Below are 25,005 nucleotides of genomic sequence, written 5' to 3' on the forward strand. Positions count from 1 at the left end.
TTTTATGAGTTTAAAACAAGGTAATGCAGATAACTAGCTAAATCAACAACTGGAGGTTTTGTAGCCCCATTTCTTAAATCCAAATTATGTAAGTTTTGCTGTTTAAGTAAATCCATAAATTTACCATCTTGAACTTTTATCTGTTCTTTTACGTGTAAAGTGAAAAGTAGTTGATTGTCTTTAAATTGAAATAGAGAACCTGGATAATCAGTATTTTGAACTAAGTTATAATCCAAATCACCATCAACTATGAACTTGACATCCATTTCACCATTTCATGATGAAGGGATACCAGAAAAAGGTGCAAATCAACTAAATAACCCAGTTAATTTGTATCCACCTTGGTACTTTATGTCAATTTCAAATTTAAATTTGTATGGATAATGTTGCCTAAATTCAATTCCATTATTTTTTCAATCAATGGTTGGATTATTTTCCTTGTTTTCAATTTTTATGCTTGTTAAGTTTAGTTTTATGTCAGTATAGGAAGTTAGCTTTCCTCTTAATCAGTCAGACATATAAAGACCTTCAAGCCCTTGTCTAGGAAACTGAATTCCTTTTTCACTAAAGGCTTTCTTTGCATTTTCACTTTCATCTTTTTTATTATTTTTGTAATAATCTGACGTTGCTTTAGTAAAGCTATTAATTAAAAGTGAAAAAGTTTTATTTTTATCAGCAGCAAAAGAAGTTTTTAGAGCATCTATTAGTTGAGTCTTATCAGTAACATCTTTCTTTTGATTTTTTCAATAATCTTTAAATTCTTTAGCATTTTCAAATGATTTATTAAATTGTTCTTGTTGTTCTTTTAAGCGCTTAGCTTCCTCTTCTTTTCGCTTAAGTTCTTCTTCTTGTTTTCTTCTTTCCTCAGCTAAAATTCGTTGTTGTTCTTCATAATCAGCTTTAGCTTTTTCACGTTCTTTTTTGAATGGTTCAATTATTTCTTTTTCAAATTTTGTTTTAGCTAAATCTAGTTGTTCATCAATTTTTAAAACTGAATTAAAGATATTTGTATTGGAAAGAAAAAGTGAATCACTTACAGCAGTTTTAGCTATTGAAGTGAGATCATTTTGATTTTTATCAACAAGTTTATTAATTAGAGGTTTTCAAAACAATTGGGTATTTAGATCGTTACCATTAAAGCTATTTTGCAACTCTTGTAAATTCAAAAAATTAGAAGTTTGGGCTTTTAAATCAAATTGCAAGTTAACAGTGTTGTTACCACCTTCATAATCAACTTCAAAATCCATTTTGATTTCAAAGCTATAACGAATCTTATCTTTAATAACAATGTCATTTTTTTAACCAATTCAAGATTAAAGTCTTTTAATTGAATTTTCTTTAAGTTGTATTGATTAAATATTTCAACAATACTTTCGGTAATGTTTAAACCTTTTGGATGCAATTGTGGAAAGAAATTTTCATTAAGGAATTTAAAAAAATTCTGTGGAACTTTAGGCAATTTATCTTCATCATTAATTGGAAAAATTTTGTTAGTTTCATTAATGCTTGATTACAGCCTATTTAATAAATCAACTGTTTTTTTAATACCTGATTTAAAACCACTTAAAAGATGAAAAATATCTATAACATTAAAGTTCCTAGGATAAAATTCATTCTTAAATTTCTCTTGAAATAAGTCAAAGTTTTTATCATAATCTTTCTCTTTAGCAATATAGTTTTCTTCTTGCTCTGTTATAGCTGTTTGCTGTTGGAGTAGAATACTATTTTCTCTACTATTTGTTGTACTTGATTTTCTTAGACTAGGTTGACTTAAATTTGCAGCTGAGCCATTATAGATAGAAGGGACAATAAGTACACCAGCAGTTAAAGTTGATGCAAAAGAGACAAAGAGAAAAGTTTTAATTTTAAAACGAGATTTTTTGATAGCTTTCAAAGTTAATAATTAATATTGAAAATAATTAGCTAAAACTAAAAAAGTTACAAACGAAATTGAATTTGTTTAAAACTAAAACAGACAGGGAAAATTTAACATTATATTCTAACTCTGAATAGCAAAAAATATAAGAATAGCTTTAATTCAAAAAAGTAATTCGGATCTTAAAAAATATTTTTTAATAAAGATTAATTGCCAGCAACTTGAATCTAAGTAATAAAGTGAATATTTATTTTTATTAAAAACTTATATTCAAATTTGTAGTCTATTTTTAACTAATATAAAAAAGTTGAATATTTAAAAACAATTAATTTTGATAATTAATAATCCAGGATTAATAAGTGCTTTTCAAAAAATTTACTTGGGTCATTCCAAGTTTGTTTTTAACAATTATTTCAACATCTTTACTTATTAGTTGTGCAACTAAAAGCGATAACACCTTAATATTTAATATTTCACTTGATCATAACGCTGATACATCAATAGAAAAATTCTTTACTGTTTTTTCAAAAAAACTTAGTGGAAAATTGAATAAAAAAATTAATGTTAACTTTAATATAGTTGATGATTCCTTTACAAAAATTAACAATATTCAAGCTAATAAAGCAGATTTTGCTTTTGTTAATTCACAAGCTATTGCTTCAAATAATTGGTTTGGCTATACGCCATTGATACAAACTTTAACAACAGCTTTTAAAGAAGATTTGGAGCTTGATTATTATGAAGATGGTAATTTACAAAAAAAAGCTGAAAAAACGAATTTGCTTTTTCTAAGTCCACCTTACAAAGAATGAGATGATATCAAACAAAAATGAACTGGAAATCGTTATGACTTTCTTTATGAACCTTCGAAGTTAGTTTCTTTTTACAGATCAATGATTTTAATAACTGGTTCAGCTAGTGAAATTACAGCTATTAAAAAAGCGTGAAATGAAAAAAACTGAAATCAGTTTATGAAATTTGGAATTGGTCATGGACAAACAAATTCAGCTTCACGTTTTGAGCTACCTGATCTTTTATTTAGAAAACATTTTGCTAAAAATTATCCCGGATTACAAAATGCAATTAATTCTGATCCCGATAAATTTGCCGTAGTTAGAGGAAGAGAGATAGGTATAAATAAAAACATCAAGATTGTTTTTGATGATGCTAATTCATTTTCTTGAACACAAAATATTAAAGGTTCAAAAAGACCTTTTTACACTCCAATTGATCCTAACGATAGATTAGAAATTCTCACTTATAGTGATCCGCTTTTGTATGACATTGGTATTGTTAGCAACAATTTATCAAGGATATATCAAAAAGCTATTGGTGAAATTTTTATTGAGTTAGCACAATCAAGTGAAGATCTATATGGGCCTTCAATTGGTTATAACGGCTATAAAATGATTAATGATTTTGAGAAAGAAGTTGTTGAAATAATTGAAAAAACCTATGGAAAATAAACCAATTCTTTCTTTTGAAAAAGTATCAATAATATACAAAAAAGCTCCACTTTTGCAAAACATTAGTTTTAAAGTAATGGCAAAGGAAAATGTTTGCTTATTAGGTAAGTCTGGAGTTGGAAAATCGAGCCTTTTAAACAGTGTTACTAATACAAAAATAGTTAAAAGTGGGTTAGTTTATTTTGATGGTGTTGCTTCAAACAAAAAGGAATACAAAAAACTGAAAAAACAGTGCAGTTATCTGGATCAAATACCAAATTTAATTGACACTGATTATGTATATGAAGCAATTTTAAGATCTGCTAAACAAAAATTAACTTGATTACAAAAATTAATTTGTTTTGAACCTAAATGAATTAAAGATAAGATCTTAGCAATACTAAAAGAAGTTAATCTTAATGATTATGTTAGTTGTATTATTAAAGATCTTTCTGCTGGACAAAAACAAAGAGTTGAAATTGCTAAGCTTTTTTTTAAATCACCAAAGCTACTTTTAGTTGATGAACCAACCACAGGATTAGATCCTTTAACCGCTTCTAAAATAATGGATTTAATTACTGATTTTGTGAAAAGAGAAAAAATAACTTTGGTTTTTGTAACACATGATATAGATTTAGCACTGAAATATAGCACCAGAATTATAGCACTTAAAAATCATGCTTTAGTGTTAGATAGATTAACAGAAAAACTAACAAAAGAACAACTTTATAAAATTTATGATAACTAAGTTGTTTTTTCACCAAGTTGGCGATAATAAAAAACGCTTAATTTGGTATTGAAAACTATTAATAATAATTGCTGTTTTGGCTATTGTCATTTACAGTTGAATAGATAACTTTTCTAGCTTTAATCAGTTTGGTTTAAATGTTTTTATTAATAACATTACAAGCTTATTTACCCCCAATCTTAACCACGAATATACACTAGTAAGATTCCTAGCACAAACTGCTTTTTTTGTTACAGGAGGTAGCTTTTTAGGATTTATTTTTGCGATCCTATTTTCCTATTGAACTGCATTTAAAATTCAACCCTTTTACATTGCTCTACCGATCAGGTTAATAACTATAGTTTTAAGAGCATTTCCCGTACTTTTATTTGGTTTTTTATTTAGTAATTTATTTAATAAACAACTAGCAGCTACACTAACGATTAGCTGGTTTAGCTTTTTATGGAATACAAAATACATTACTACATTTTTTGAAAACAGCAATTTAAAGTATTTTTTTAACAAAAAAATTAGAGAAGGAAGTGGTTTTAAAGCTTTTTGAACTACTATTTTTCTTAGTGAAAATGAGCGACTATGGTTGTTTTTTCTTTATAGTTTAGAAGCAAATTTTCGTTGAACTACGCTTCTAAGTATATTTGGCATTGGTGGCATAGGACAACTAATTGTTGATCCTTTAAGTATAAGGGTGCAGTTTGATCTTGTATTAATTCCATTAGTTGTTTTAATAACCTTTCTAATTTTTATAGAAGTTGTTGTTTTTTTATTATCAAGTTTTGTTTTTGAGAAAAATAGTGAAGATTTAAGACCAATTTTAAAAACAACAGTTATTGAAAAACGAAAGTGAAAAAGAATTATATTTATTTTGTTTATTGTAGTACTAATTAGTCTTAGTTTAGCCAATTTAGTGACTATTGATTACAGAATTAACGATGCTGAATTTTTACAAGATTTTTTTAACCAGTTTTTTCAGTTAAAAAGTAATCTTTTTTCAAGTAATGATCCTAATATAAACCCAATTTTAATGTTAGTTAAACTTACAACTCAAGCTATTAGTTTAATTAGCTTGGTTGTAATCTTTTCTATTCTCTTTGGTTTTATATCATGTAATTTATTTAAAAAGAGATTTTCAATTAGTTTTAAGATCTTATTACTTTTTGTTAGAGTAGTTCCTAGTATTCTGTTGTTTAGGCTACTAGATCCTTTATTTCTAGAAGCAAAAACAACTATTATTTTAGTCTTACTAATTAATCATGGTTCAAGTTATGGCCAATTGATGTCAATTAACTTTAATAAGGCAAATCAAAATATCATCAATAACTATAAAAATCATGGTATGACAAAAGGTTTTATTTTATGAAACTATTTGTTAGTTGAAAATAAACCTAATTTAATAAACATTACCAGTGATGCTTATGATAGTGTAATTAGGGATTTAATTTTGTTTGGTAGTTTTGGCGGTTCAATTATTGGTAGTAGAATTACTAATTTTTTTGAAAGAGCTCAATTTGATAATCTAGGTTCTGTTACAATCCCATTAATGGTTTATCTAATTGCAATAGAAATAATTTTTCTTTCAGTTAGATTAACTAGAATTTCAGTTTTTAAGAACTACCTTTACTAATGATAGTTTTGAAAGAAGCGCTCTAATATTAAAACTGCAGCTAATGTATCTTTAGCCTTTTTAAAATCCTTATGTTTTAAATCCATTGTTATAAGCTTATCTTTAACAGCACTTGTAGTATTACTTTCATCAACCAAAATTATTGGCAAATTAAAACGTTTTTCTAAAAGTTGTTTAAATGATTTAATTGCCTTTTGAATATCAGAATAATAGTGAAATTTGGGAAAACCTATCACTATTTTTTCAAGTTCATACCCATCGTTTTTAATTCGCAAAAATAAGTTGTTAACAGCAGTTTTGAAATTATTTTTTACTTCAAAAACATGAAATGCAGAAGGATATTTATCTAGTGTATTGGCAATTGCTGTACCTATTTTTTTCAAGCCAAAATCAATTGCTAATATATATTTCACTATTTATTTTGAAACAATTCATTAAGCTTTTGAGGGGTAACATTATCCTGAAAAGAACCTCTAAATAACTTATCATTGCCTCCGCCCTTTAAATTAAAACTATTTCTTAATTTTTCAATAATGGTGGTAGTTTTATTTCCTATAACAATAAATGAATTACTTTCATTGAATTGATTAATTATCAAGAAATTTTTAGTTTGATTTTGATTGAAAACATCATGTAGTGTTTGTAGCAATAGTTTAGGTTCTACGTCATTAAAAGTGGCAATTACATAACTTTTATTTTCATCTACTAAGGATAATAATTGCTTTTTAATTGATAAAGCTAAAGCTTGCTGTGATACTTTATAGTTTTTTGTTTTTAACTGGTTAATATCATTTTTTAAAGCTAATAAAGTATCAGATGCATCTCTTAATTGGGTAATTTTTTCAGGTAAGATAAATTTATCTAGCCTTTGTTGCAATTCTTTTAACTCAACTTTAAAAATTGAACTATCAATCAAAGATAGAACTTTTTCAAGTTCTGATTTTAATTGGATTAATTTTTGATTTTCTGCTTTTAAATAGTTGTTAATAGTTTCATTACTGCTAATGATTTCAATCCTTCATCTTCCAGCTCCTAAAGAATAGAAATCAGTAATAAAACAATCTTCAATTGAAGCAGTGTTAGCTACATGAGTGCCACCACACAACTCAACACTATAATCACCAAAGCGGATCACTCTTAATATTTCATGTTGAGAATATTCCTCTTCAAAATAAGCAATTGCATTTAGTTTTTGACTCCCTTCAAAATCAGTAAAAATCTCTTTTGAGCTTATTTTTTGTTTAATCAAAGAGCGAATTTTATTTTCTACTTTCTCAAGTTCATTTCTTGTTAAATGACGATTCAAATTAAAGTCAATAGTTGCTTTTTGCGCAGATTTAAAAGCACCACTTTGTTTAATAAGTGGATCAATTTCTTTTTGTAAAGCTGCATGTAAAAGGTGTTCTAAACTATGGTTGTTAGCAGCAAGTTTTCTTCAAGTTTCATCATGTGATAAAGTTACTTGATCATTGAGTTTAAAACTACCTACTAAAAAGTAGTGGAAGTGTTGTTTATTAGGTCCTTTAAATACACCTTGAAAACTGATTTTTTGATCATTATTATTAGAATGATTAATGCAACTTCCTTCATCATATCTCTGTCCTCCAGAAGTAGCATATAAAACTGTTTGGTCAAAAACTACATAACCACTTTGATTATTAAGTTCTTTAACTGGTAAATAATTTTCATCAAAAAGACCAATTACCTTAGCATTAATTTTATTTTTGTGATAAAAAAAAGTACTTTTAGTTTTGAAATTAACTAAATTAATATTTTGTTTTTCAAAATTTATAGTTTGGTTATTTTGCTTAGAGATAGAACGATGTTTGGCCATTAACTGATCAAATACTGTTCAATCAATAGTTAAACCTTTTTGATTAACTAGTTCTCTTATTATTTCAACAGGAAAACCGTATGTTTCGTTCAATTGAAATGTTAATTGGGGAGTTAGAGTATTGTTTTTAACACTTTTTTCAAACAGCACTAAACCTAAATCAATCGTTTTATTAAATGCATTAATCTCTTTTAAAACTACCTGTTTAACAGTTTCATTTTTAGCTTTTAAATGTTGATAATAATTCTCATATGAAGCGATGATTTCATCTATTATCTTTTCAATAAATGCTAAGTTTAATTGCAATTTCTTACAAGCTATTAAAGCACGTCTTAAAAGTCTTCTTACTACATAATTTCTCTCATTAGGACCAGGTAAAACTCCTTCTGAAATGGTAAAAGTGATTGCTTTAAAGTGATCAGCAATAATCCGAAAATAACTCTGTTCTTTCACTTTTTGAGGATCGAATGTAAAGTAAGAGTTGGGATCATATTTAAATGGACAAAAAGCTTCAATTATTTTGATTAGCTTTAAAAAGATGTCAGTATCAAAATTGGTTGGACTATTTTGTAATACTGAAACAAGTCTTTCTATTCCAGCACCTGTATCAATATTTTTTTGAGCAAGTTCTGTATAGTTGCCATTACCATCATTATTAAATTGACTAAAAACAATGTTTCATATCTCAACATAACGATCATTTTCAATGTCCTCAAAGAAAAGTTTTTCACCAATTTTTTTAGGATCAAATTTCTCACCACGATCATAATAGATTTCAGTGCAAGGTCCACAAGGTCCTAAACCTAAGTCTCAAAAGTTACGACTTTTGTCACACTTAATAATGTGATTTTTATCAATTTTATGCTTAATTCATCTTTTATAAGTAGTTTCATCATCTTCATAAACAGTGATATAAAAACGCTTAGGATCTAGCTGATAATAATTAACTAAAAGATCAAAAGCAAAATCAATTGCTTCTGTTTTAAAATAATCACCGATTGAAAAATTTCCAAGCATCTCAAACAAAGTTTGATGTCTTGAAGTAAAACCCACATTTTCAATATCATTTACCCTTAAACATATCTGTGCATTAACAAGGCGTTTAGATGGTGGTGTTTTTCTAGCACTGAAATAATCTTTTAAAGTAGCAACTCCTGAATTGATTCATAATAATGATGGGTCGTTGATCGGAATTAGTGATTTTGAAGCTAAAACCAGATGGTCTTTCTTTGCAAAATAATCTAATCAGGTTTGCCTTACTTTATCAGTTGTTCAATTCATTGCTTAATTTTAAATGCAATTTACCAGTGATAAAAATAACTATAGTTCTTTTATTTGCTAATTTATTTTTATTTCAAACTTTTTGTTAGCAATTTGTGCATAAACATGATTATCAGCTAAGAACTGCTGAAACTTATTTTGACTGTTTACTGTTCATAAATTTAAAGGTAAGTTAAGTTTTTTGATCATTTGGGGATACTTTTCATATATTTTGGTTCATGGGTGGAGGAATTGACAAATCTTTTGGATTCTAGCTGTACTAATTGTTTCAAACTGTTTTTTAGTCCAAAATAAAAAACCTTTTTTGTAACTATTATCTAAATCATAAACTTTTTGCAAAGATTCAAAGTTAAAGGATGAAAACAAGATCTTATCTATTGCTTTTTTACCATAACCTTTAACTAGGTCAACAAGCTTCTTTTCAATTCCTAAATATGGTTTTTGATCAGTTTTAATCTCAATATTGATTAACTTAAATTTATCTAAATAAAGATCTAAGAACTCTTTTAAAGTTAGGATCGATTGAAATTGAATTTTAAGGTGAAAAAAAGCACTATGATCATCTCTTTTTAAACTAACTAATGATTCAAACTCAACCTCCTTATTAACTAATGCGGTTCTCAATGTTGTCTCATCATGAATGATAACTAACTGTTCATCTTTAGTTAAATGAACATCAAGCTCTATTCCATCAAAACAATATTCAAAAGCTAAATCAAATGCTAGTTTGGTGTTTTCTGGAGCAATGAATGAATAACCCCTATGTGCTAAAAGCAATTGCTTGTTATGCATTATCAAGATCTCTTCAACGGTATGAAGCTTTATTTAATCGTTTAATTTCCATGCTATTTGAGATAAAAACAATTGATCCACATATCAAACCAAACAAAGCAATGGATAAACAAATAGCAGCGATAATTTGATAACCAGTGTTACTAGTATTACTTTGTCCTGCAACTGTATATTTCTTACCAACTTCAGCAGTCACAGTGTAAAGTCATCCATCAGTAGAAAAACCAATAAAACTAAGTAAACCAACACTAGATGCATAGTTATTTTTACCAATATCAATTTCACCTATTTGGTTATATCTGACTGTAACCATTCCCCATGATAAGATACCAGTAAAGATATAGAGAATGGAAGAGAAAGTAATTAAAGTGATGTTAGCAGAATTTGTTTGTACAAAACCAAGTAGAATAAATGCTAGAACAAATACAATACCAAGAACAGTACATATCATTAAAAACAAGATATAGCTTTTACACTTATCTGCTAATCTACAAAGATAAACACTAACAGCACTTCTCAGTGCATAAGTTCTAATTCCCCCAATTACAGTTACTAATACTACAGGCGCTAAAAATGCATTTTGCAACATCTGTAAAAGGTAATAAGCAAAAGTGCTTTGAAACACATACATCCCCATTAAAAAGAAGGATAGTAACCATAACTTTCAGTTTTTTAAGGTCACTAAAATCTGGTTTAAATTGCGTTTAAAACTTACTAAAGTGGTTTGACTTTGTTTTTCAATTGGTTTTTCCTTAACAAAAAACAAAACTGTAAATCCAGTAATTACTAGCATTATGGCAATGATAAAAGCGTATGCAGCAAATGGTTTTGAATCAGCATTCTCACTACCTCCTGATGGATAGAAAATGCTGGTAATTATCAATGCAATTAGAAAGATAAATATTAAACCTCATATTCCATTAGCAGCTCCCTGAATTCCAAAACCAAGTGCTTGGTTTTCTTTTGTTGCTTGTTGACTAGCTAGTTTTCATAATGGTGTTCAAAAGATTAAAGTACTTGTTATCCCTCATAACCCTCATATTACACAATACTGAATAAATAAAGCATCATGGCTTTGTTGGTTTTTAGTTAAGATGTTGGCTGCTAATCAAAAAGTAATTGCTCCAGTAGTAATTGCTGATAGAAATAACAATTTTCTAGAACTGAAGCGATTTGTTAAAAACCCTCCTGGTAGTTGAGTGGCAAGTGTTACATAACCAATGATAGAAGTAACAGTAGCAACTTCATCCTCTGTAATTCCTAAGTACAAGTGGAGGTTAGGAACAACATTCTTAACATAATAGGGTGCAGCAATTACAAATACATCAATTGCTCCCAAAATAATTAAGGCAAGAATTTGTTGTTTTGAAAAATCCTTTAAGCGTTTTTTAAATCCTTTTTTTGTTGTCACTATCACTAATGATAAAGTGGGATAAATTAAATATACATCTAATAATAAAAGTGGATGGAAGTGAAACGTTCTTCACTTACTTTTAAAAAGAAAAATAATGTTTACTAGAAAAACTATTTTTTCTTAAATTAATCCTGCTCCTAAACAAATTTGATCAAGTGTATATAATACACCAAACTGTCCAGATGCAACACTTATAACAGGATTTTTAAATGTTATTTCCAGTTTATTATCTGATAATAATTTCAACTTTGCAATTTCTGGTTTTTGAGCATGTCTAATTCTTACCAGAACTTGACTAGGAAGTTGCTTTGGTGTATACAACCAGTTAAATTGATCCAATAAAATTGTTGTTTTCAATAATTCTTCTTTGTCACAAGAAACAAATAATTCATTAGTTTCAATATCCTTAGCAACAACAAAATGACGTTGTTTTAACCCCCCTAAATTTAATCCACTGCGTTGACCAATCGTATAAAACCAAACACCATCATGTTCACTAATAGTTTGTTTGGTTTTTCAATCCTTAATTAATCCTTTTTTTACAGGTAAATAGTTTTTTAAAAAATCACTGAAATGTCTTTCACCAATAAAACAAATTCCAGTTGAATCTTTTTTATCTGCAACTTCTCAATTATTTTCTCTAGCAATATTTCTCACTGTTATTTTTTTTAAATCTGCTAAAGGAAAAATAACATTCTGAAATTGTTCTTTTTTAACATTTGCTAAAAAATAAGTTTGATCTTTATTGGTATCTTTAGGAATAGAAAGCAAAGGCTGATTTTCTATCATGTTTATTTTGGCATAATGACCAGTTGCAAAAAGAGAATTAGGGTTAATTTGCTTACAAAAATCATGCAATAAACCAAACTTAATAAAACGATTACACCAGATGTCTGGATTTGGGGTTAACCCTTTTTTGAAACTTTGAATCATAGGTAAAAAAACTTTGTTTCAATAAGCTTCAATTAAGTTTTTTTTTATTAACTTAATTCCTAAAGAATTAGCGATTTTTTTAGCCTGTTGGAAGTCTTGAAAAGATGAACAACCTGATTTGTTATTATTTATTTTCTTATGACCATAAAAATCATTATTAAGTGTCTCATCCCAACATTCCATAAAAACACCAATAACTTCTTGGTATTGCTTTTTTAAAAGTAAAGCACTAACAGCAGAATCAACACCACCGCTTAAACCTATAAAAACTGTTTTTGCAATAATTGACATTTTTAATAAACAGCGTGAATAGCAAACCTGTTTACTAATCTTTGGTGAAATCTATTAGGATTAATGCCTTTTGTAATAGCAAGTGCAGAAATAAACACTATTAATGCTTCATAAAAATTTTGACAGCACTGTTGATCACTATCTTTAGGATTTTCTACAACTTTTGCTAGATAATCTAGCTGTTTAATTACTTCAGTTTGGATAAAAAAACCATCACTTAACATTGGTTTGAAAAAAAATGGTTGGTCATCATAATCATCATCTTCATAAATAACAATATTGTCTTGTTCTCGTTTTAAACACAAATTAAAGTTAATGCGAAAAGTCTCAAAATCAACCGCTTGAAATTCAGTTTGTAAAAATTTTTTAAAAGCTATAAGTTGTGGTTTCATTACACCAGTCTAAAAAGTTTTAACACTTCTTGTTCAAGATAGCAATCCTTAAACAGTTTATTTCAGTATTACTTAAATAAACTACTAACCAAAATACTGTAAAAGGTTTAATTTAAAAACTAATTTTCTTTATTATCTAAGTTTAAGTTATTAAGTAAACCTAAAACATATTTTTCCAGATCAAAGATAGCTAAATCACTAGTTTTTTCACCAAAACCTATCAGTTTAACAGGCAGGTTAAACATATCTTTAATAGCTAAAATAATTCCACCCTTAGCAGAACCATCCATTTTAGTTAAAACAATCCCTGTTAGTTTGGAAAATTCATTAAATACCTTTGCTTGTGATAGTCCTGTTTGACCTACTGTACCATCTAAAACTAAAAGTGTTTCACTAGGTTCACTTCCACTTACCTTTTGAATAATTTGATAAATTTTTTGCAATTCATTCATTAAGTTAAGCTTGTTTTGCAATCTTCCTGATGTATCACATAAAACAAAGTCATATTTATCATCAATCCCTTTCTTTACGCCACGAAAGATAACAGCTGGAGTTTGTTCTTTAGGGTTTGGAAGTACAATGTCACAGTTTAACAGCTTTGCTCACTGATTAAGTTGTTCAATGGCTCCTGCTCTAAAAGTATCACCTGCAACAAGTAGAACACGTTTATTTTGTTTTATGAAAAAATCCGCTATCTTAGCTAAAGTAGTTGTTTTACCAACTCCATTAACACCAACAAAGAGATAAACATTTGTAAAGTTAGGTTTAACTATTAAATCAGTATCAAAGAGTTTATCTTGGATGTAATAAACAATAATTTGGTCAATAATTAGCTCTTTAATGAGCTGAAAATCTGTAATTCTGTTTAGCTTGATCTGTTCAATAATAGCATCACAAATTTTGTTTGCAGCATGATAACCAACATCAAGCAAAACTAGCCCTTCAAATAGATTTTCTTTAAACTGTTCGTCAACATTAACATATCGTTTTGACAGTTCATTAATAGTTTTAGCGAAAGTTGTAGCAGATTTTTTCAAACCCTGATAGTAAGTTTTATTATTGGTTTGAAAAAGGCTTTGTTTTTCAACTTCTTCTTTAAGCTGTTTAGCAACTGATTTTTTTGGTTTTAGTTTGGCAATTAACTTGCTTAAAAAGCCCATTATTAGTTAATTAGAATCATTTTCAGATACATATTTTTCAGCATTTTCAAGTTCAACTGCAAAGGTTTTAGTTACACCTTTAGTTTGCATTGCAGCACCCAATAACATGTCACATTTCATCATTGTACCTTGACGATGGGTAATAATTAAAAATTGGGTGTTTTTGCTAGCAGTTTTAATGATGTTAGCAAAGCGCTCCACATTAGCAGGATCAAGTGCACTTTCCGCTTCATCTAAAATAACAAGTGGAAAAGCACTTACTTTCAAAATACTAAATAAAACAGAAAGTGCAACTAAAGTTTTTTCCCCGCCTGATAACAACATTAAGTTGGCAATATTTTTACCAGGAGGATTTGCAAAGACATCTATCCCTGAAACCAATACATTACTAGGATCAGTGTAACGAATTTGGCAAGAACCACCACCAAATAGATATTTGAAAGTTTTTGGCAACTCTTGATTTAATTTTTGGATCAGTTGATCAAACTCATTGCTAGCAATTTCATCAATTTCAGTAATAGCTTTTTGCAAATTTTCAACTGCTTGTTGAGCTGATTCATATTCAGCGTTAATATCATCAAAGCGCTTTTGCTTTTCACTTATCTCAGCAATTGATTCCATGTTAATTACCCCCATTTCATTCAATTGATTTTGTAGTTTAGCAATCTTGTTATGGGCTTGCATAGAAGAGAGTTTAACTGGTTTGTTGTGATTAGCAATAGCAAACTCCATTGTCATTTTGTAAACACTGTTAATCTTTTCAGTGATATTTTGGATTGTATTTTCAAACCTAATTTTTCCTTCCCGCGCTGAAACTAATTTAGCACGTTGTTCATCTAACAATGCCCTAAGATCAACTATCTTCTCTTCACTTTGTTTAATTGTTTTTGCTAGTTGTAACTTAAGTTCTTGATTAAGCTTTAACTTAGAGTTAATTTCATCACGTTTAGCTCAAGCACTATTTAATGAATGGATTAATTCAGCTTCACTAGCAACAGCTTTTTTACCATCAAAAGTTGTGTTAGTAAGTTGTTCATATTCCATTTTGAGCTCTAAAATAATTTTTTTAATTTGAACAATACGCTCTATAAACTTGGCTTGTAACAACTCTTCATACTTGAGTTTTCTGTTCATTTCATCTAGCTTTACTTCTAGTTCTGTAAGCTCCTTTTTTAACTCTCGTTCGTTGTTTTCTAGTTTGTTAATGTTCTGTTCATTATCAAGTGAAGCTGATGATAAATACCCATCACTAAGATTTGTTTTTTCAAATCCACCATTGATAATTCCCCCTGCATAAACTGTCTCACCATCTAAAGTAACGATCCTATATAACTTGTAAGTATAGTTAGAAAGGTTAATGGCACTATTTAAATCTTTAGCAATAATAACTTGTGCTAAAAGAGTATTTACAACTGGTTGAAACAATGGATCACACTTAACATGATCACTACAAACACCAAGAAAACCATCAAGCTGCTTTAAAATTTCCATGTGTTCGTTTGTGATTTTAGTATCACTAGCAACATCATCTAAAGGTAAAAAAGTTACTTTACCTATCTCATTTTTGACTAAAAAATCTATTGCTTGGATGGCAGCATTATTGTTGTTAACAACTAGGTAACCAATTGATTTTCCAAGTGCTTTTAAGATAGCTTTTTCATACTGCTTATCAAATTTAAGAAATGTTCCTAGTGTATTTAAAATTCCTGTTAAAGCATTAGCATTTTTAACTAAGATATTGGCATTGTTAGTTTTTTTAAGCTCATTAGTTTGGAGTTCAATAATTGTTTTTAAGGAACGTTGGTAAATTAAATCAGCAGTATTTTTTTCAATCTGTAACTTTATCTGATCAACAAGTGATTTTTGTTCGTTAATTAGTTTTTCAAGATCAGTGATGGTTGTTTTGGAATTTGATAGTTGGTTTTCAAAACCATCAAGCTGGGTTTGATCAACTAAAATTAGTTTTTTTAAAGCTGCAGCTTTTTGCTTTTCATCTTTTTGTGAAAAACCTTGTCTTAACTGCACATCAATAATGACTTTACGTTGTTCCAATTCATTGATCTTTTGGTAAATATCTTGTAACTCTTTTTGCAATTCATTAGATTGCATATCAGCACTATGAAAGCGACTATTAAAGATAACAATCTGTTCTTCTAACAACTCTAGTTGGGGTTCGTGTATTTTAAAGTCATGTTCACTACTGTTAATCTGAAAATTAAACTTATCAAGTTCAGTTTGTGCTTGGAGATATTCCCCAACCAAAACAGCAAGTTCCAACTCTTTCAATTCGTTTTTAACCCTAATGAATTGTTGTGCTTTTTCAGCTTGTAATGTAAGCTTTTTTAAATCTTTTTTCAGTTCATTTAAAACAACGCTAACTTGTTTTAAGTTAATTAAGGTTCGATTTAACTGGTTAACAACTTCTTCTTTACGCTTGGTATATCTACCAATTCCCGACGCATCTTCAAAGATCTTTCTGCGTTCTTCTGGCTTAGCTTCTACAAATCAAGAGACACTCCCTTGTGAAATAATTCCAAGTGAACCTTTTTCAAGACCAATATCAGCAAAAATACCGCTAATTTCTTTTAAAGTTGCTGGATTGGAGTTAATAAAATATTCACTCTGGCCACTCCCTCTATAAACCCTACGCATCACGCTTATCTCTTTTCTTGAATCATGTAATAAACGGTTGGAATTATCAAAGGTTAGCTCTATTTCAGCTAACTTACTAGCAGGTTTGTCTTTAGAGCCAAAAAAGATCATATCATCACCTGATTTACTACGGAGATGTTTCATACTTCTCTCCCCTAAAACCCACTTTAATGCATCAACAACATTGGATTTGCCCGATCCATTAGGACCAACAATACCAGTCATTGAATGGGTAAAATCAATTGTGATTTCATCAGCATATGATTTAAAACCATATGCGCGAAAACGTTTTAGAAAAACCATTTGTTCTAAAAAGCTTTAATTTGGATGTTGTTATTAGATTATACTAGTTGAAGTAAACTAAACTAGGCTAATTATTAGGTTACTAAAAAATAAGCTAATAACGCTTCATTTAAAAAAGCTTCTATGTTTTAATAGTAACTAGTTTATTTAATTTAAAAATTACATTAATTGCTTTTAGAAAAGCAATATCATTTAAAAGTTTTTATTTAATTGCTTGAGCGGCAGTGATAATTCCAACATTAAAAATGTCACTGACACTAGCTCCCCTTGAAAGATCATTCACTGGACTTGAAAGTCCAAGAACAATAGGACCAATTGCATCATACCCTCCAAGTCTTTGGGCGATTTTATAAGCAATGTTACCAGCATCTAAATTAGGAAAAACATAGATATTAGCACTATTTTTTCAAGTTAGTTGAGGTGCTTTTTGTAACCTAACCTTTTCAACAAAAGCAGCATCAAACTGGAGCTCACCACAAACACTTTGATGCAATTCAGGGTGTTTTTCTAAAAATAGTTTAGTTGCTAAAACAACTTTATCCACCATTTCACCCTTACCACTGCCAAGCGTTGAATAGCTTAAAAAAGCCATTTTTATCTCATCCTCATTTAAACTTTTGGCAAAATTGAAGGTGTTTTCAGCAATTGTTGCTAACTCTTGGGAGTTAGGATAAACAGCAAAAGCACAATCAGTGAAGTACAAACGTTCTTCACCTTTTTCCATGATGAAAACACTAGAAACAAAATTACCAGTTGCTAGTAACTGTAAAGCTGGTCTTAAAGTATCTTTTGTAGCATATTCTTTACCACAAACCTCACCATCAACAACCTTTAGAGCAACTAAGGTAGCAGCTAAAGAACTAGGATCACGTACAAACTTTTGTGCTTCTTTTAAATCCATCCCCTTATGCTTACGTTTTTCATAGACAAAGTTAGCATAGCTAGTTAAATCCATCTCATCAATCACATAATGAGTTATTTTTTTATCAAAATTTGCAGGGATTTCCTGACGATTATGAAAGATAACTGCAGGTTGGATCAGCTTAGATTCATTAAGCATTTCAACTGCTTTTAAAACACTTGCTGATCAACCTTCTGGAAAGATAATTACAGGTTTTTTACTAACAGCTTGTAATCGTTTTTTAAAAATATCAATAACACTCATTGTTTTATTAATTTGGTTTAAGAATTTTTTTGAATATCGCTAATACCTACTAACTCTTCCCCACCAATTAGTGCTAAAGAAGCACCACCACCAGTGGAGATAAAACTAAACTGATCAGATAGTTGCATTTGCTTAACTGCTGCAGCTGAATCCCCACCACCAATAACGCTAAAAGCAGTTTTATTTTTAGCAATAATCTCACCGATTTTTGAAGTTCCTTTAGCAAAGTTAGTAAATTCAAAAACTCCAAGGGGACCGTTTCAAAAGATAGTTTTGGCTGTTTTTAAATAACTTTCAAATAAAGCAATTGTTTTAGATCCAACATCTAGAGACATATAGGATTGATATTGTTCTTGAATTTTGTCACTAACATCTAAAGTAATGCCAGTTTGATCTTTAAATTCAGAACCCATTACCTGATCAATTGCCAGCACAATCTTATTATGAGTATCTTTATCCAAGATTTGCTTAGCAACATCAATTAACTCTTTTTCAACTAGGGAATTAGCAGTAGCTTTGCCTTTTGCTTTAAGAAAGGTATTTACCATCCCTCCGCCAATTAAGATATTATCAGCAAGTTTTAGTAAGTTTTCAACTACCTTTAGTTTATCTGATACTTTCGCACCACCCAAAACAACAACAAAGGGTTTTTGTGGGCTTTGAATTAGGTAAGAGAGGTTCTTTAGTTCTTTTTCCATTAAAAACCCAATACAGGATTTTGCAACATACTTTGCAATTCCTGCATTAGAAGCATGTTTTCTATGGGCAGTACCAAATGCATCATTAACAAAAATTTCCCCTAAACTAGCCCAGAATTTCGCTAGTTCAGGATCATTTTTACTTTCTAATTTAACAATTTCTCCTTTATCGTTTACATCACAATAGCGAGTGTTTTCAAGGAGAAGGATTTCACCGAATGCTAATGCTTGCACTTTTTGTTTAACTTCAGCACCAGTGTTTTTACAAGAAAATTGAACCTTTACAGTTGGTAAGAGTTGTTGGAGTAATTCAGCAACCGGCTTTAAAGATTTTTTGTTGTTTAGTTTATCTTCTAAACTCTTAATCCTTGAAAGGTGTGATAGTAGCACTATCTTGCAGTTCTTTTTAACTAAGAACTTAATAGTATCCAAACCAGCTAAAATTCTTTCACTATCACTAATAACCCCATTGATCATTGGGACATTAAAATCACTTCTTAAAACAACGGTTTTGTTTTGAAAATCAATTGCTTGGAGTGTTTTGAAATTAAGCATATTAGAGCTTAGCACAATAGCTAACTACTCTCACTAGTTGGTGTACATAGGAAGATTCATTATCATACCATGCATACACCTTATAAAGTTTCATGCCATCAACTTCAACAATATTGGTTAGTTTAGAATCGAAAATTGAACCATATTCAGAACTTACCACATCGCTAGATACAATAGGATCTTCACAATATTTAAAAGAAGCGGAAGCAAATCGCTTCATGGCTTGATTTACTTGTTCAACAGATGGACTTTTTTCAAGTACAACACTTAACTCTACAATAGAACCAGTTAACACTGGAACACGGAGTGACATCCCATTAAGTTTGCCATTTGCTTCTGGAACAACAAGCCCAATTGCTTTAGCTGCTCCTGTTGTTGTTGGCACAATGTTAACAGCTGCAGCACGAGCACGACGTAAGTCATTATGAGGAGCATCTTGTAAGCGTTGATCTGCAGTATATGCATGAACTGTTAGCATCGTTCCATAAACAATCCCAAAGTTCTTTTCAAGTACATGAACTAATGGTGCTAAACAGTTAGTAGTACAGCTAGCTGCTGAGATGATCTTATCATCGCTACTAATGGTTTTGTGATTAACATTGTAAACAACTGTCCTGATAGTTTTTTCTTTAGCGGGTGCGGAAATAATTACTCTTTTAGCACCTGCTTTTAAATGGAGAGAAGCACCCTCTTCACTTACAAACCTACCAGTTGATTCAATTACTACATCAATATCATGTTCATCCCAAGGTAAATTTTGGGGATCTTTTTCACTAAAAACATAAACCTTTTTTCTATCAATTTGCAAGATGTTTTGTTTAACAGTAATCTTTCTTTTCAATTCACCATGAGCTGAATCATATTTCAACAGGTGCGCTAAAACTTCAGGTTGGGTCAAATCATTAATTGCTACAACTTCAACATTTGCCTTACTGAGAAGAGAACGAAAAACAAGTCTTCCAATTCTTCCAAAACCATTGATTGCAACCTTAATGGTTCTATTCTTTGCTGCCATACTTTAATTTAATAATTAGATTTTAATACTTTAGCCTATTGCAATTAATTCTATCTGTCAAAAATACAGCAAATTATTGCTATTAATTGCTCTTAAAAAAATAAAGTTTTGCTTATCAAAATTGAAACTATAATTAGGATTTTCTCAGTAAACTAAATTCCAGTTATTAGCAATTAATAAAATACTAAATAAAAGTAAACCCACTAATAAAAATACCCCGTTTAATAAGTTGTATTTTAAAGGATAATGAGTTCTGTTAGTGTTATTTAAATCATAACCTTTAGCTTGTAGAGCAAACGCTGTTGTTTCTGTTTTTTTAACTGTTGAAAGTAATACGGGAATAAAAAGGGTTTTAATCTTGAAAGGATTTAAAAACGAACACTTGTTATAGATAAAACCTCTAGTAGCTTGAGCTTGTTTAATTCTTATAATTTCACTTTTAACAGTTGGGAGTAATTTAAATATAACTGCAAGCAAGATACTAATTGGTTGAACCTTAATATGAAATAACTTAAGAAACTTAAAAAACCTCTCAACTGCTCAAGCCAATTCATAGATAGAACTTGAAGTTGTCAGTAAAAAAGAAGCACTGAAAAGCATACTAATCCTTAATGCAATTACAAAGGATCGTAAAAATGAACGTAGATTAAAACTTCACCAGCTAACACCACCAAAATTATTACCACCTGAATAGATAAAACTTCCTAAAAAATTATGGTTCTGATCAACGCTTAAAGCAGTATTTGGTAAAAAGATAAAACCGTTAACAATTACATTAAACCACAAGAAAAATAACATCCAACTCAAAATAATTAATGCACTTTTAACCCTTTTCTCACTAATTACAACTAGGGTTAAAAAAACTAAGTTAATAATTACAAGACCATATAATCCTAGCGGTAGAAAAGCAACAACTAAACTAATTAGTCAAAACCACAATTTTAGAAGTGGGTCAATTTTGTTTAAAAAACTGGTTTTTTGCATGAAAATAAGTTTTTTAGTTCACTAATAAGATCATCAAGGTTTTTAATTTCTGCTTGGTTTTTAAAAGCTATTCCCTTTTCATTAAACATCTTAACTGCTTGGATAATTACTGGAGGGGTGATTCCATATTGCATCAACCAACTGGTGTTTGAAAAAAAATCATTAACAGTGGTTTGATGAATTATCTTTCCCTGGTGGAGATGGATGATTTTATCAGCAGTTTCAAAGATAAAATCAACATCATGGCTAACAATAACAATCCTTGTTGTTTGTTTCATTGCTACTAGCATTTTGCTTAAGTTGCTAATCGCCATTTGATCTAACCCAACAGTAGGTTCATCAAGGATTAAAAACTTAACTTGCATTGCTAACACACTAGCTAATGCCAAACGCTTCTTCTGTCCATCGCTTAATTCAATGGGATTTTTTATTAACGGGATGTTTTCCAATCCACATAGATCAAGGTATTTTTTGGCATAATTAACATCTTTTTTATGACAAAGTTTAAGGTTCACTGCTCCTGTTAAAACTTCTTCTAAAATAGAATCACAAAAAAACTGATCTTCTGCTTTTTGCAAAATATAACCAATTTTTTGCTTAAAGTTTTTTGTTATCTTTTGTTGGTATTGGTTTGCAAAATAACAATAATTAGCACAATTTATATAGCCAAAACTAGGTTTTTCAAATAAACCTAACTGTTTTATTAGTGTAGTTTTACCACTACCACTTTCACCAAAAATAACTGTAATTTTATTAGGTTCTATTACCCCTGAACAACATTTAATGATCTGACCATCATTATGCTTATTGACAAAGACACTAATATTGTTAAAAAACAATGGATCTTGTTCAATGTTCAGTAATTTGCTATTAAAAAATGGAATGCTTTTTTTACTGTTTAAAAAGTAAAAAGGATTAATGATTTTATCAACCTTTTTATAAAAAGAAAACAGTTTTTTTGAATCTAATTTTGCTAGTTTAAGATTCGCTTTTTGAGCTTGAAGATGGTATTTTTGTTCAATTAAATCTAGTTTTATTTGAGGTGTTTGCATATCCAGTTAACTACATCATTCAATTCAAAACTTAAACTTGGTGTTTTTTTGTTTATTTGTTTAGCCACCTTATGGGCCAATAAAAGTGGAAAAGGGAGATTAAAGTGGTGGTTATGAAACAAATCAAGCTGCTCATATATCGCTTCAGGAGCAAACTTTTTAATTAGCGATCCTTTACTTAAAAAGATAATCTCATCTGCTAGAAACAGATCATTAAAATCATGGGTAATATTGATAACTATTTTGTTTTGTTTTTTGATGGTATCAAACACAAATTTTTTAAGTTTATTGCTGATCTTATTATCAAGCATACTAAATGCCTCATCAAGCAGATAAATTTGTGGTTTGACAGCCAATAAACAAGCAAAAACAGCACGTTGTTTTTCACCAAATGAAAGTTTTTTAAGTGGTGTAAATTGTTTATCTTTCAATTCAACAACAGTTAAAACTTCATTAATAATCTTATCCATTTCACTAGCTAAAACTCCATGGTTTTCCAAAGTAAAAATCAATTCCTGGTGGAGTGTATCAGCAAGTAATTGCACATCAGGGTCTTGTAATAAGATTCCAATCTTATTAAAACCAACAGAAGTCAACTCCTTATCATTGAAAAAGATAGTTCCTTTTTTAGCTTTTAGAAATCCGCCAAGGAGTTTAACTAGGGTTGATTTACCTGAACCGTTATGACCTATTACTGCTAAATGACACCCATCTTGAACATTAAAACTAATCTGATTTAACACATTGTTTTGGTGTTTTGGGTATTTAAAACTGAGGTTTTTAACTTGTAGCAAACTAAGCTTATTTATAAATTTTAAAAATAAGTCAGAGCTAAAAATCTGTTTTTTGGTAGATAAAAAACAAAAAAGCAGCTGTTGTGCTGCTCTTTTTTATTTGGAATATGTTCTATATGAACAGGTTATTTTGCTTGTGGACCTTGTTCACCAGTTGGGTTATATTTTTTTGCCATCTCTTCTCTTCACTTCTTAAAGTTTTCAATTTCCACTTTGAGTTTGGCATAGTCATTAGCTTTAATAGCAGCATCAATGTTACCTGTTAGCTTTTCTAACTTCTCTTTTTCTTCTTTAGGGAAATTCTTAGCATCAGGACTTGCTAATATCTCTTTGATGGTATTAACAATACCTTCCCCTTCATTACGTAATTCAATACGTTCACGGATGATGTTATCCCGTTCCTTGTTAGCTTCAGCATCACGGATCATCTTTTGGATCTCCTCCTCAGAAAGATTACCGTTGTCACTAATGGTAATACTGTTTTCCTTTTGCGTGGTTAAATCCTTAGCTTTAACATTTAAGATCCCATTGGCATCCAAACTAAAGGTAATCTCAATTTGGGGTTTACCTTTAGGTGCTGGTTGAATACCACCTAAGTTAAATCTTCCTAATGACTTATTATCTCTAGACATTGGTCTTTCCCCTTGACATACAACCACATCAACTGATTCTTGGTTATCTTGAGCAGTTGAAAAGATTTGACTTTTACTTACTGGGATAGTTGTATTTCTCTTAATTAAAGGAGTAGCCACACCACCTAAAGTTTCAATAGAAAGGGTTAATGGAGTTACATCTAAAAGTAAAACATCCTTAACATCACCACGTAAAACCCCACCTTGAATAGCAGCGCCAATAGCAACAACTTCATCAGGATTAATAGAACGGTTTGGTTTTTTACCTGGTACCATTGATTCAACTAGCTTTTGAACTGCAGGCATCCTTGTAGAACCACCAACTAAAAGAATTTCATTAATCTCTTCAGGTTTAATCTTAGCTTCCTTGATAACATCTGAAATAGGGTTTCTTGTTCTTTCAAGTAGTGGTTTTGTTAACTCCTCAAACTTAGCACGGGTTAGTTTTAACTCAACGTTAACAGGACCTTTTTGGGTAACAGTTAAAAATGGTAGAGAAATAATCGTTTCAAGTTGAGCGGAAAGTTCAATCTTAGCACGTTCAGCTGCTTCTTTAAGCCGTTGCATTGCCATCTTATCTTTTGATAAGTTTAAACCCTGGTGTTCTTTGGCAATGTAGGCTGAGATATATTCAATGATCTTGTTATCCCAATCATCACCTCCCAAACGGTTGTCCCCAGCAGTTGCAAGTACTTCAAAAGTACCTTCTGCAATGTCAAGTAAAGATACATCAAAAGTTCCACCACCCAAGTCATAAACCAAGACTTTCATCTCTCTTGATGCTTTATCAATCCCATAAGCTAAAGCAGCAGCAGTTGGTTCGTTAATGATCCTTTCAACATTTAAACCAGCAATCTTACCTGCGGTTTTAGTAGCGTTTCTTTCCGCATCATTAAAGTATGCAGGAACAGTAATAACTGCTCTTGAAATCTTTTTACCAATCTTTTTTTCAGCAAAGTCCTTAAGATAACTAAGGATTTGCGCTGAAACTTGTTCAGGACTTAATTCCTTAGTTGTACCATCAGCATTTTGGACTTTTACTTTATTTGAGGTACCCATCAACCTCTTGATGGAGACAATGGTATTTGGGTTTGTAACCATCTGTCTTTTAGCAGCATCACCTACTATAATTTCATTGTTTTTATAGGAAACAATGGAAGGTGTTGTTCTTTTACCTTCAGGATTTTCTAATACAACAGGTCTCCCACCTTCCATTACAGAAACACAAGAATTGGTAGTTCCAAGGTCAATGCCAATAATTAAACCATTGTCTGCACTCATACTTTTTTTTTAGATCAATAACAATTACTCAGTAATTATAAACAAAAATTAGCACTCAAACACTAAAAGTGCTAATTAAAGTTTGTT

Annotated in this window: 19 protein-coding genes and 1 pseudogene; 3 read left to right on the forward strand and 17 right to left on the reverse strand. The window is 30.0% G+C overall.

Translation table 4 applies throughout. From position 1 onward, the window contains the following. Positions 1-2 precede the first annotated feature (2 nt). The gene (locus MG_RS01735) at positions 3-1,247 is read right to left on the reverse strand and encodes a DUF237 domain-containing protein (protein WP_041360951.1); all 1,245 of its coding nucleotides are present in this window, start codon (positions 1,245-1,247) and stop codon (positions 3-5) included. Continuing rightward, positions 1,187-1,894, reverse strand: a pseudogene (locus tag MG_RS03040) (DUF240 domain-containing protein). Before MG_RS03040 ends, MG_RS01735 begins: the two are co-directional and overlap by 61 nt. A 341-nt stretch (positions 1,895-2,235) precedes the next feature. On the opposite strand from MG_RS03040, the gene MG_RS01745 reads away from it, so the two are divergent. The 3 genes from MG_RS01745 to MG_RS01755 are packed head-to-tail and all read left to right on the forward strand — an operon-like array spanning position 2,236 to position 5,690. Further along, positions 2,236-3,342, forward strand: coding sequence for an ABC transporter thiamine pyrophosphate-binding lipoprotein p37/Cypl (locus MG_RS01745; RefSeq protein ID WP_009885873.1), 1,107 nt, complete (start codon positions 2,236-2,238; stop codon positions 3,340-3,342). Further along, the gene (locus tag MG_RS01750; RefSeq protein ID WP_010869409.1) at positions 3,332-4,069 is read left to right on the forward strand and encodes an ATP-binding cassette domain-containing protein; all 738 of its coding nucleotides are present in this window, start codon (positions 3,332-3,334) and stop codon (positions 4,067-4,069) included. The genes MG_RS01745 and MG_RS01750 overlap by 11 nt, the downstream gene beginning before the upstream one ends. Further along, positions 4,059-5,690, forward strand: coding sequence for an ABC transporter permease (locus MG_RS01755; protein ID WP_010869410.1), 1,632 nt, complete (start codon positions 4,059-4,061; stop codon positions 5,688-5,690). The genes MG_RS01750 and MG_RS01755 overlap by 11 nt, the downstream gene beginning before the upstream one ends. Here MG_RS01755 and ruvX read toward each other — a convergent pair. The 15 genes from ruvX to dnaK all read right to left on the reverse strand — a co-directional run bounded on the left by ruvX (position 5,687) and on the right by dnaK (position 24,918). Further along, positions 5,687-6,103 (reverse strand): Holliday junction resolvase RuvX, encoded by a 417-nt coding sequence (gene ruvX, locus MG_RS01760; RefSeq protein WP_010869411.1) that lies wholly within the window; start codon positions 6,101-6,103, stop codon positions 5,687-5,689. The genes MG_RS01755 and ruvX overlap by 4 nt on opposite strands. Then, a complete protein-coding gene (alaS, locus tag MG_RS01765; protein ID WP_010869412.1) occupies positions 6,103-8,805 on the reverse strand; it encodes an alanine--tRNA ligase in 2,703 nt (900 codons plus the stop codon). The genes ruvX and alaS overlap by 1 nt, the downstream gene beginning before the upstream one ends. Positions 8,806-8,862: 57 nt before the next feature. Continuing rightward, positions 8,863-9,597, reverse strand: coding sequence for a glycerophosphodiester phosphodiesterase (locus tag MG_RS01770; protein ID WP_010869413.1), 735 nt, complete (start codon positions 9,595-9,597; stop codon positions 8,863-8,865). Then, positions 9,590-11,008 (reverse strand): MFS transporter, encoded by a 1,419-nt coding sequence (locus tag MG_RS01775; RefSeq protein ID WP_014894023.1) that lies wholly within the window; start codon positions 11,006-11,008, stop codon positions 9,590-9,592. The genes MG_RS01770 and MG_RS01775 overlap by 8 nt, the downstream gene beginning before the upstream one ends. A 123-nt stretch (positions 11,009-11,131) precedes the next feature. Next, the gene (gene mnmA / locus MG_RS01780; RefSeq protein WP_010869415.1) at positions 11,132-12,235 is read right to left on the reverse strand and encodes a tRNA 2-thiouridine(34) synthase MnmA; all 1,104 of its coding nucleotides are present in this window, start codon (positions 12,233-12,235) and stop codon (positions 11,132-11,134) included. A 2-nt stretch (positions 12,236-12,237) separates the two neighbouring features. Then, entirely contained in the window at positions 12,238-12,627 is a 390-nt protein-coding gene (locus tag MG_RS01785; RefSeq protein ID WP_009885876.1) for an MG296/MPN423 family protein, read from the reverse strand. Positions 12,628-12,746: 119 nt separating this feature from the next. Next, positions 12,747-13,787 (reverse strand): signal recognition particle-docking protein FtsY, encoded by a 1,041-nt coding sequence (gene ftsY / locus MG_RS01790; RefSeq protein ID WP_009885877.1) that lies wholly within the window; start codon positions 13,785-13,787, stop codon positions 12,747-12,749. Between the two features lie 6 nt (positions 13,788-13,793). After that, positions 13,794-16,742 carry a chromosome segregation protein SMC gene (locus tag MG_RS01795; protein ID WP_010869416.1) on the reverse strand — a complete coding sequence of 983 codons (2,949 nt, stop codon included), beginning with the start codon at positions 16,740-16,742 and terminating at the stop codon, positions 13,794-13,796. Between the two features lie 202 nt (positions 16,743-16,944). Further along, on the reverse strand, positions 16,945-17,907 hold the full coding sequence (pta, locus tag MG_RS01800; RefSeq protein ID WP_009885878.1) for a phosphate acetyltransferase: 963 nt from the start codon (positions 17,905-17,907) through the stop codon (positions 16,945-16,947). A gap of 17 nt (positions 17,908-17,924) precedes the next feature. Further along, on the reverse strand, positions 17,925-19,160 hold the full coding sequence (locus MG_RS01805; RefSeq protein ID WP_010869417.1) for a phosphoglycerate kinase: 1,236 nt from the start codon (positions 19,158-19,160) through the stop codon (positions 17,925-17,927). A gap of 1 nt (position 19,161) precedes the next feature. Further along, positions 19,162-20,175 (reverse strand): type I glyceraldehyde-3-phosphate dehydrogenase, encoded by a 1,014-nt coding sequence (gene gap / locus MG_RS01810; RefSeq protein ID WP_009885879.1) that lies wholly within the window; start codon positions 20,173-20,175, stop codon positions 19,162-19,164. A gap of 30 nt (positions 20,176-20,205) precedes the next feature. Next, positions 20,206-21,159 carry a CbiQ family ECF transporter T component gene (locus MG_RS01815; protein ID WP_010869418.1) on the reverse strand — a complete coding sequence of 318 codons (954 nt, stop codon included), beginning with the start codon at positions 21,157-21,159 and terminating at the stop codon, positions 20,206-20,208. Further along, on the reverse strand, positions 21,138-22,211 hold the full coding sequence (locus MG_RS01820; protein ID WP_010869419.1) for an ABC transporter ATP-binding protein: 1,074 nt from the start codon (positions 22,209-22,211) through the stop codon (positions 21,138-21,140). The genes MG_RS01815 and MG_RS01820 overlap by 22 nt, the downstream gene beginning before the upstream one ends. Then, complete coding sequence (locus MG_RS01825; protein ID WP_009885882.1) at positions 22,193-23,005, reverse strand: energy-coupling factor ABC transporter ATP-binding protein; 813 nt, start codon at positions 23,003-23,005, stop codon at positions 22,193-22,195. The genes MG_RS01820 and MG_RS01825 overlap by 19 nt, the downstream gene beginning before the upstream one ends. A gap of 125 nt (positions 23,006-23,130) precedes the next feature. Further along, entirely contained in the window at positions 23,131-24,918 is a 1,788-nt protein-coding gene (dnaK, locus tag MG_RS01830) for a molecular chaperone DnaK (protein ID WP_009885883.1), read from the reverse strand. Positions 24,919-25,005 lie beyond the last annotated feature (87 nt).

Origin of the sequence: Mycoplasmoides genitalium G37 (assembly GCF_000027325.1) — a bacterium.
Lineage (GTDB): Bacteria > Bacillota_I > Bacilli_A > Mycoplasmatales > Mycoplasmoidaceae > Mycoplasmoides > Mycoplasmoides genitalium.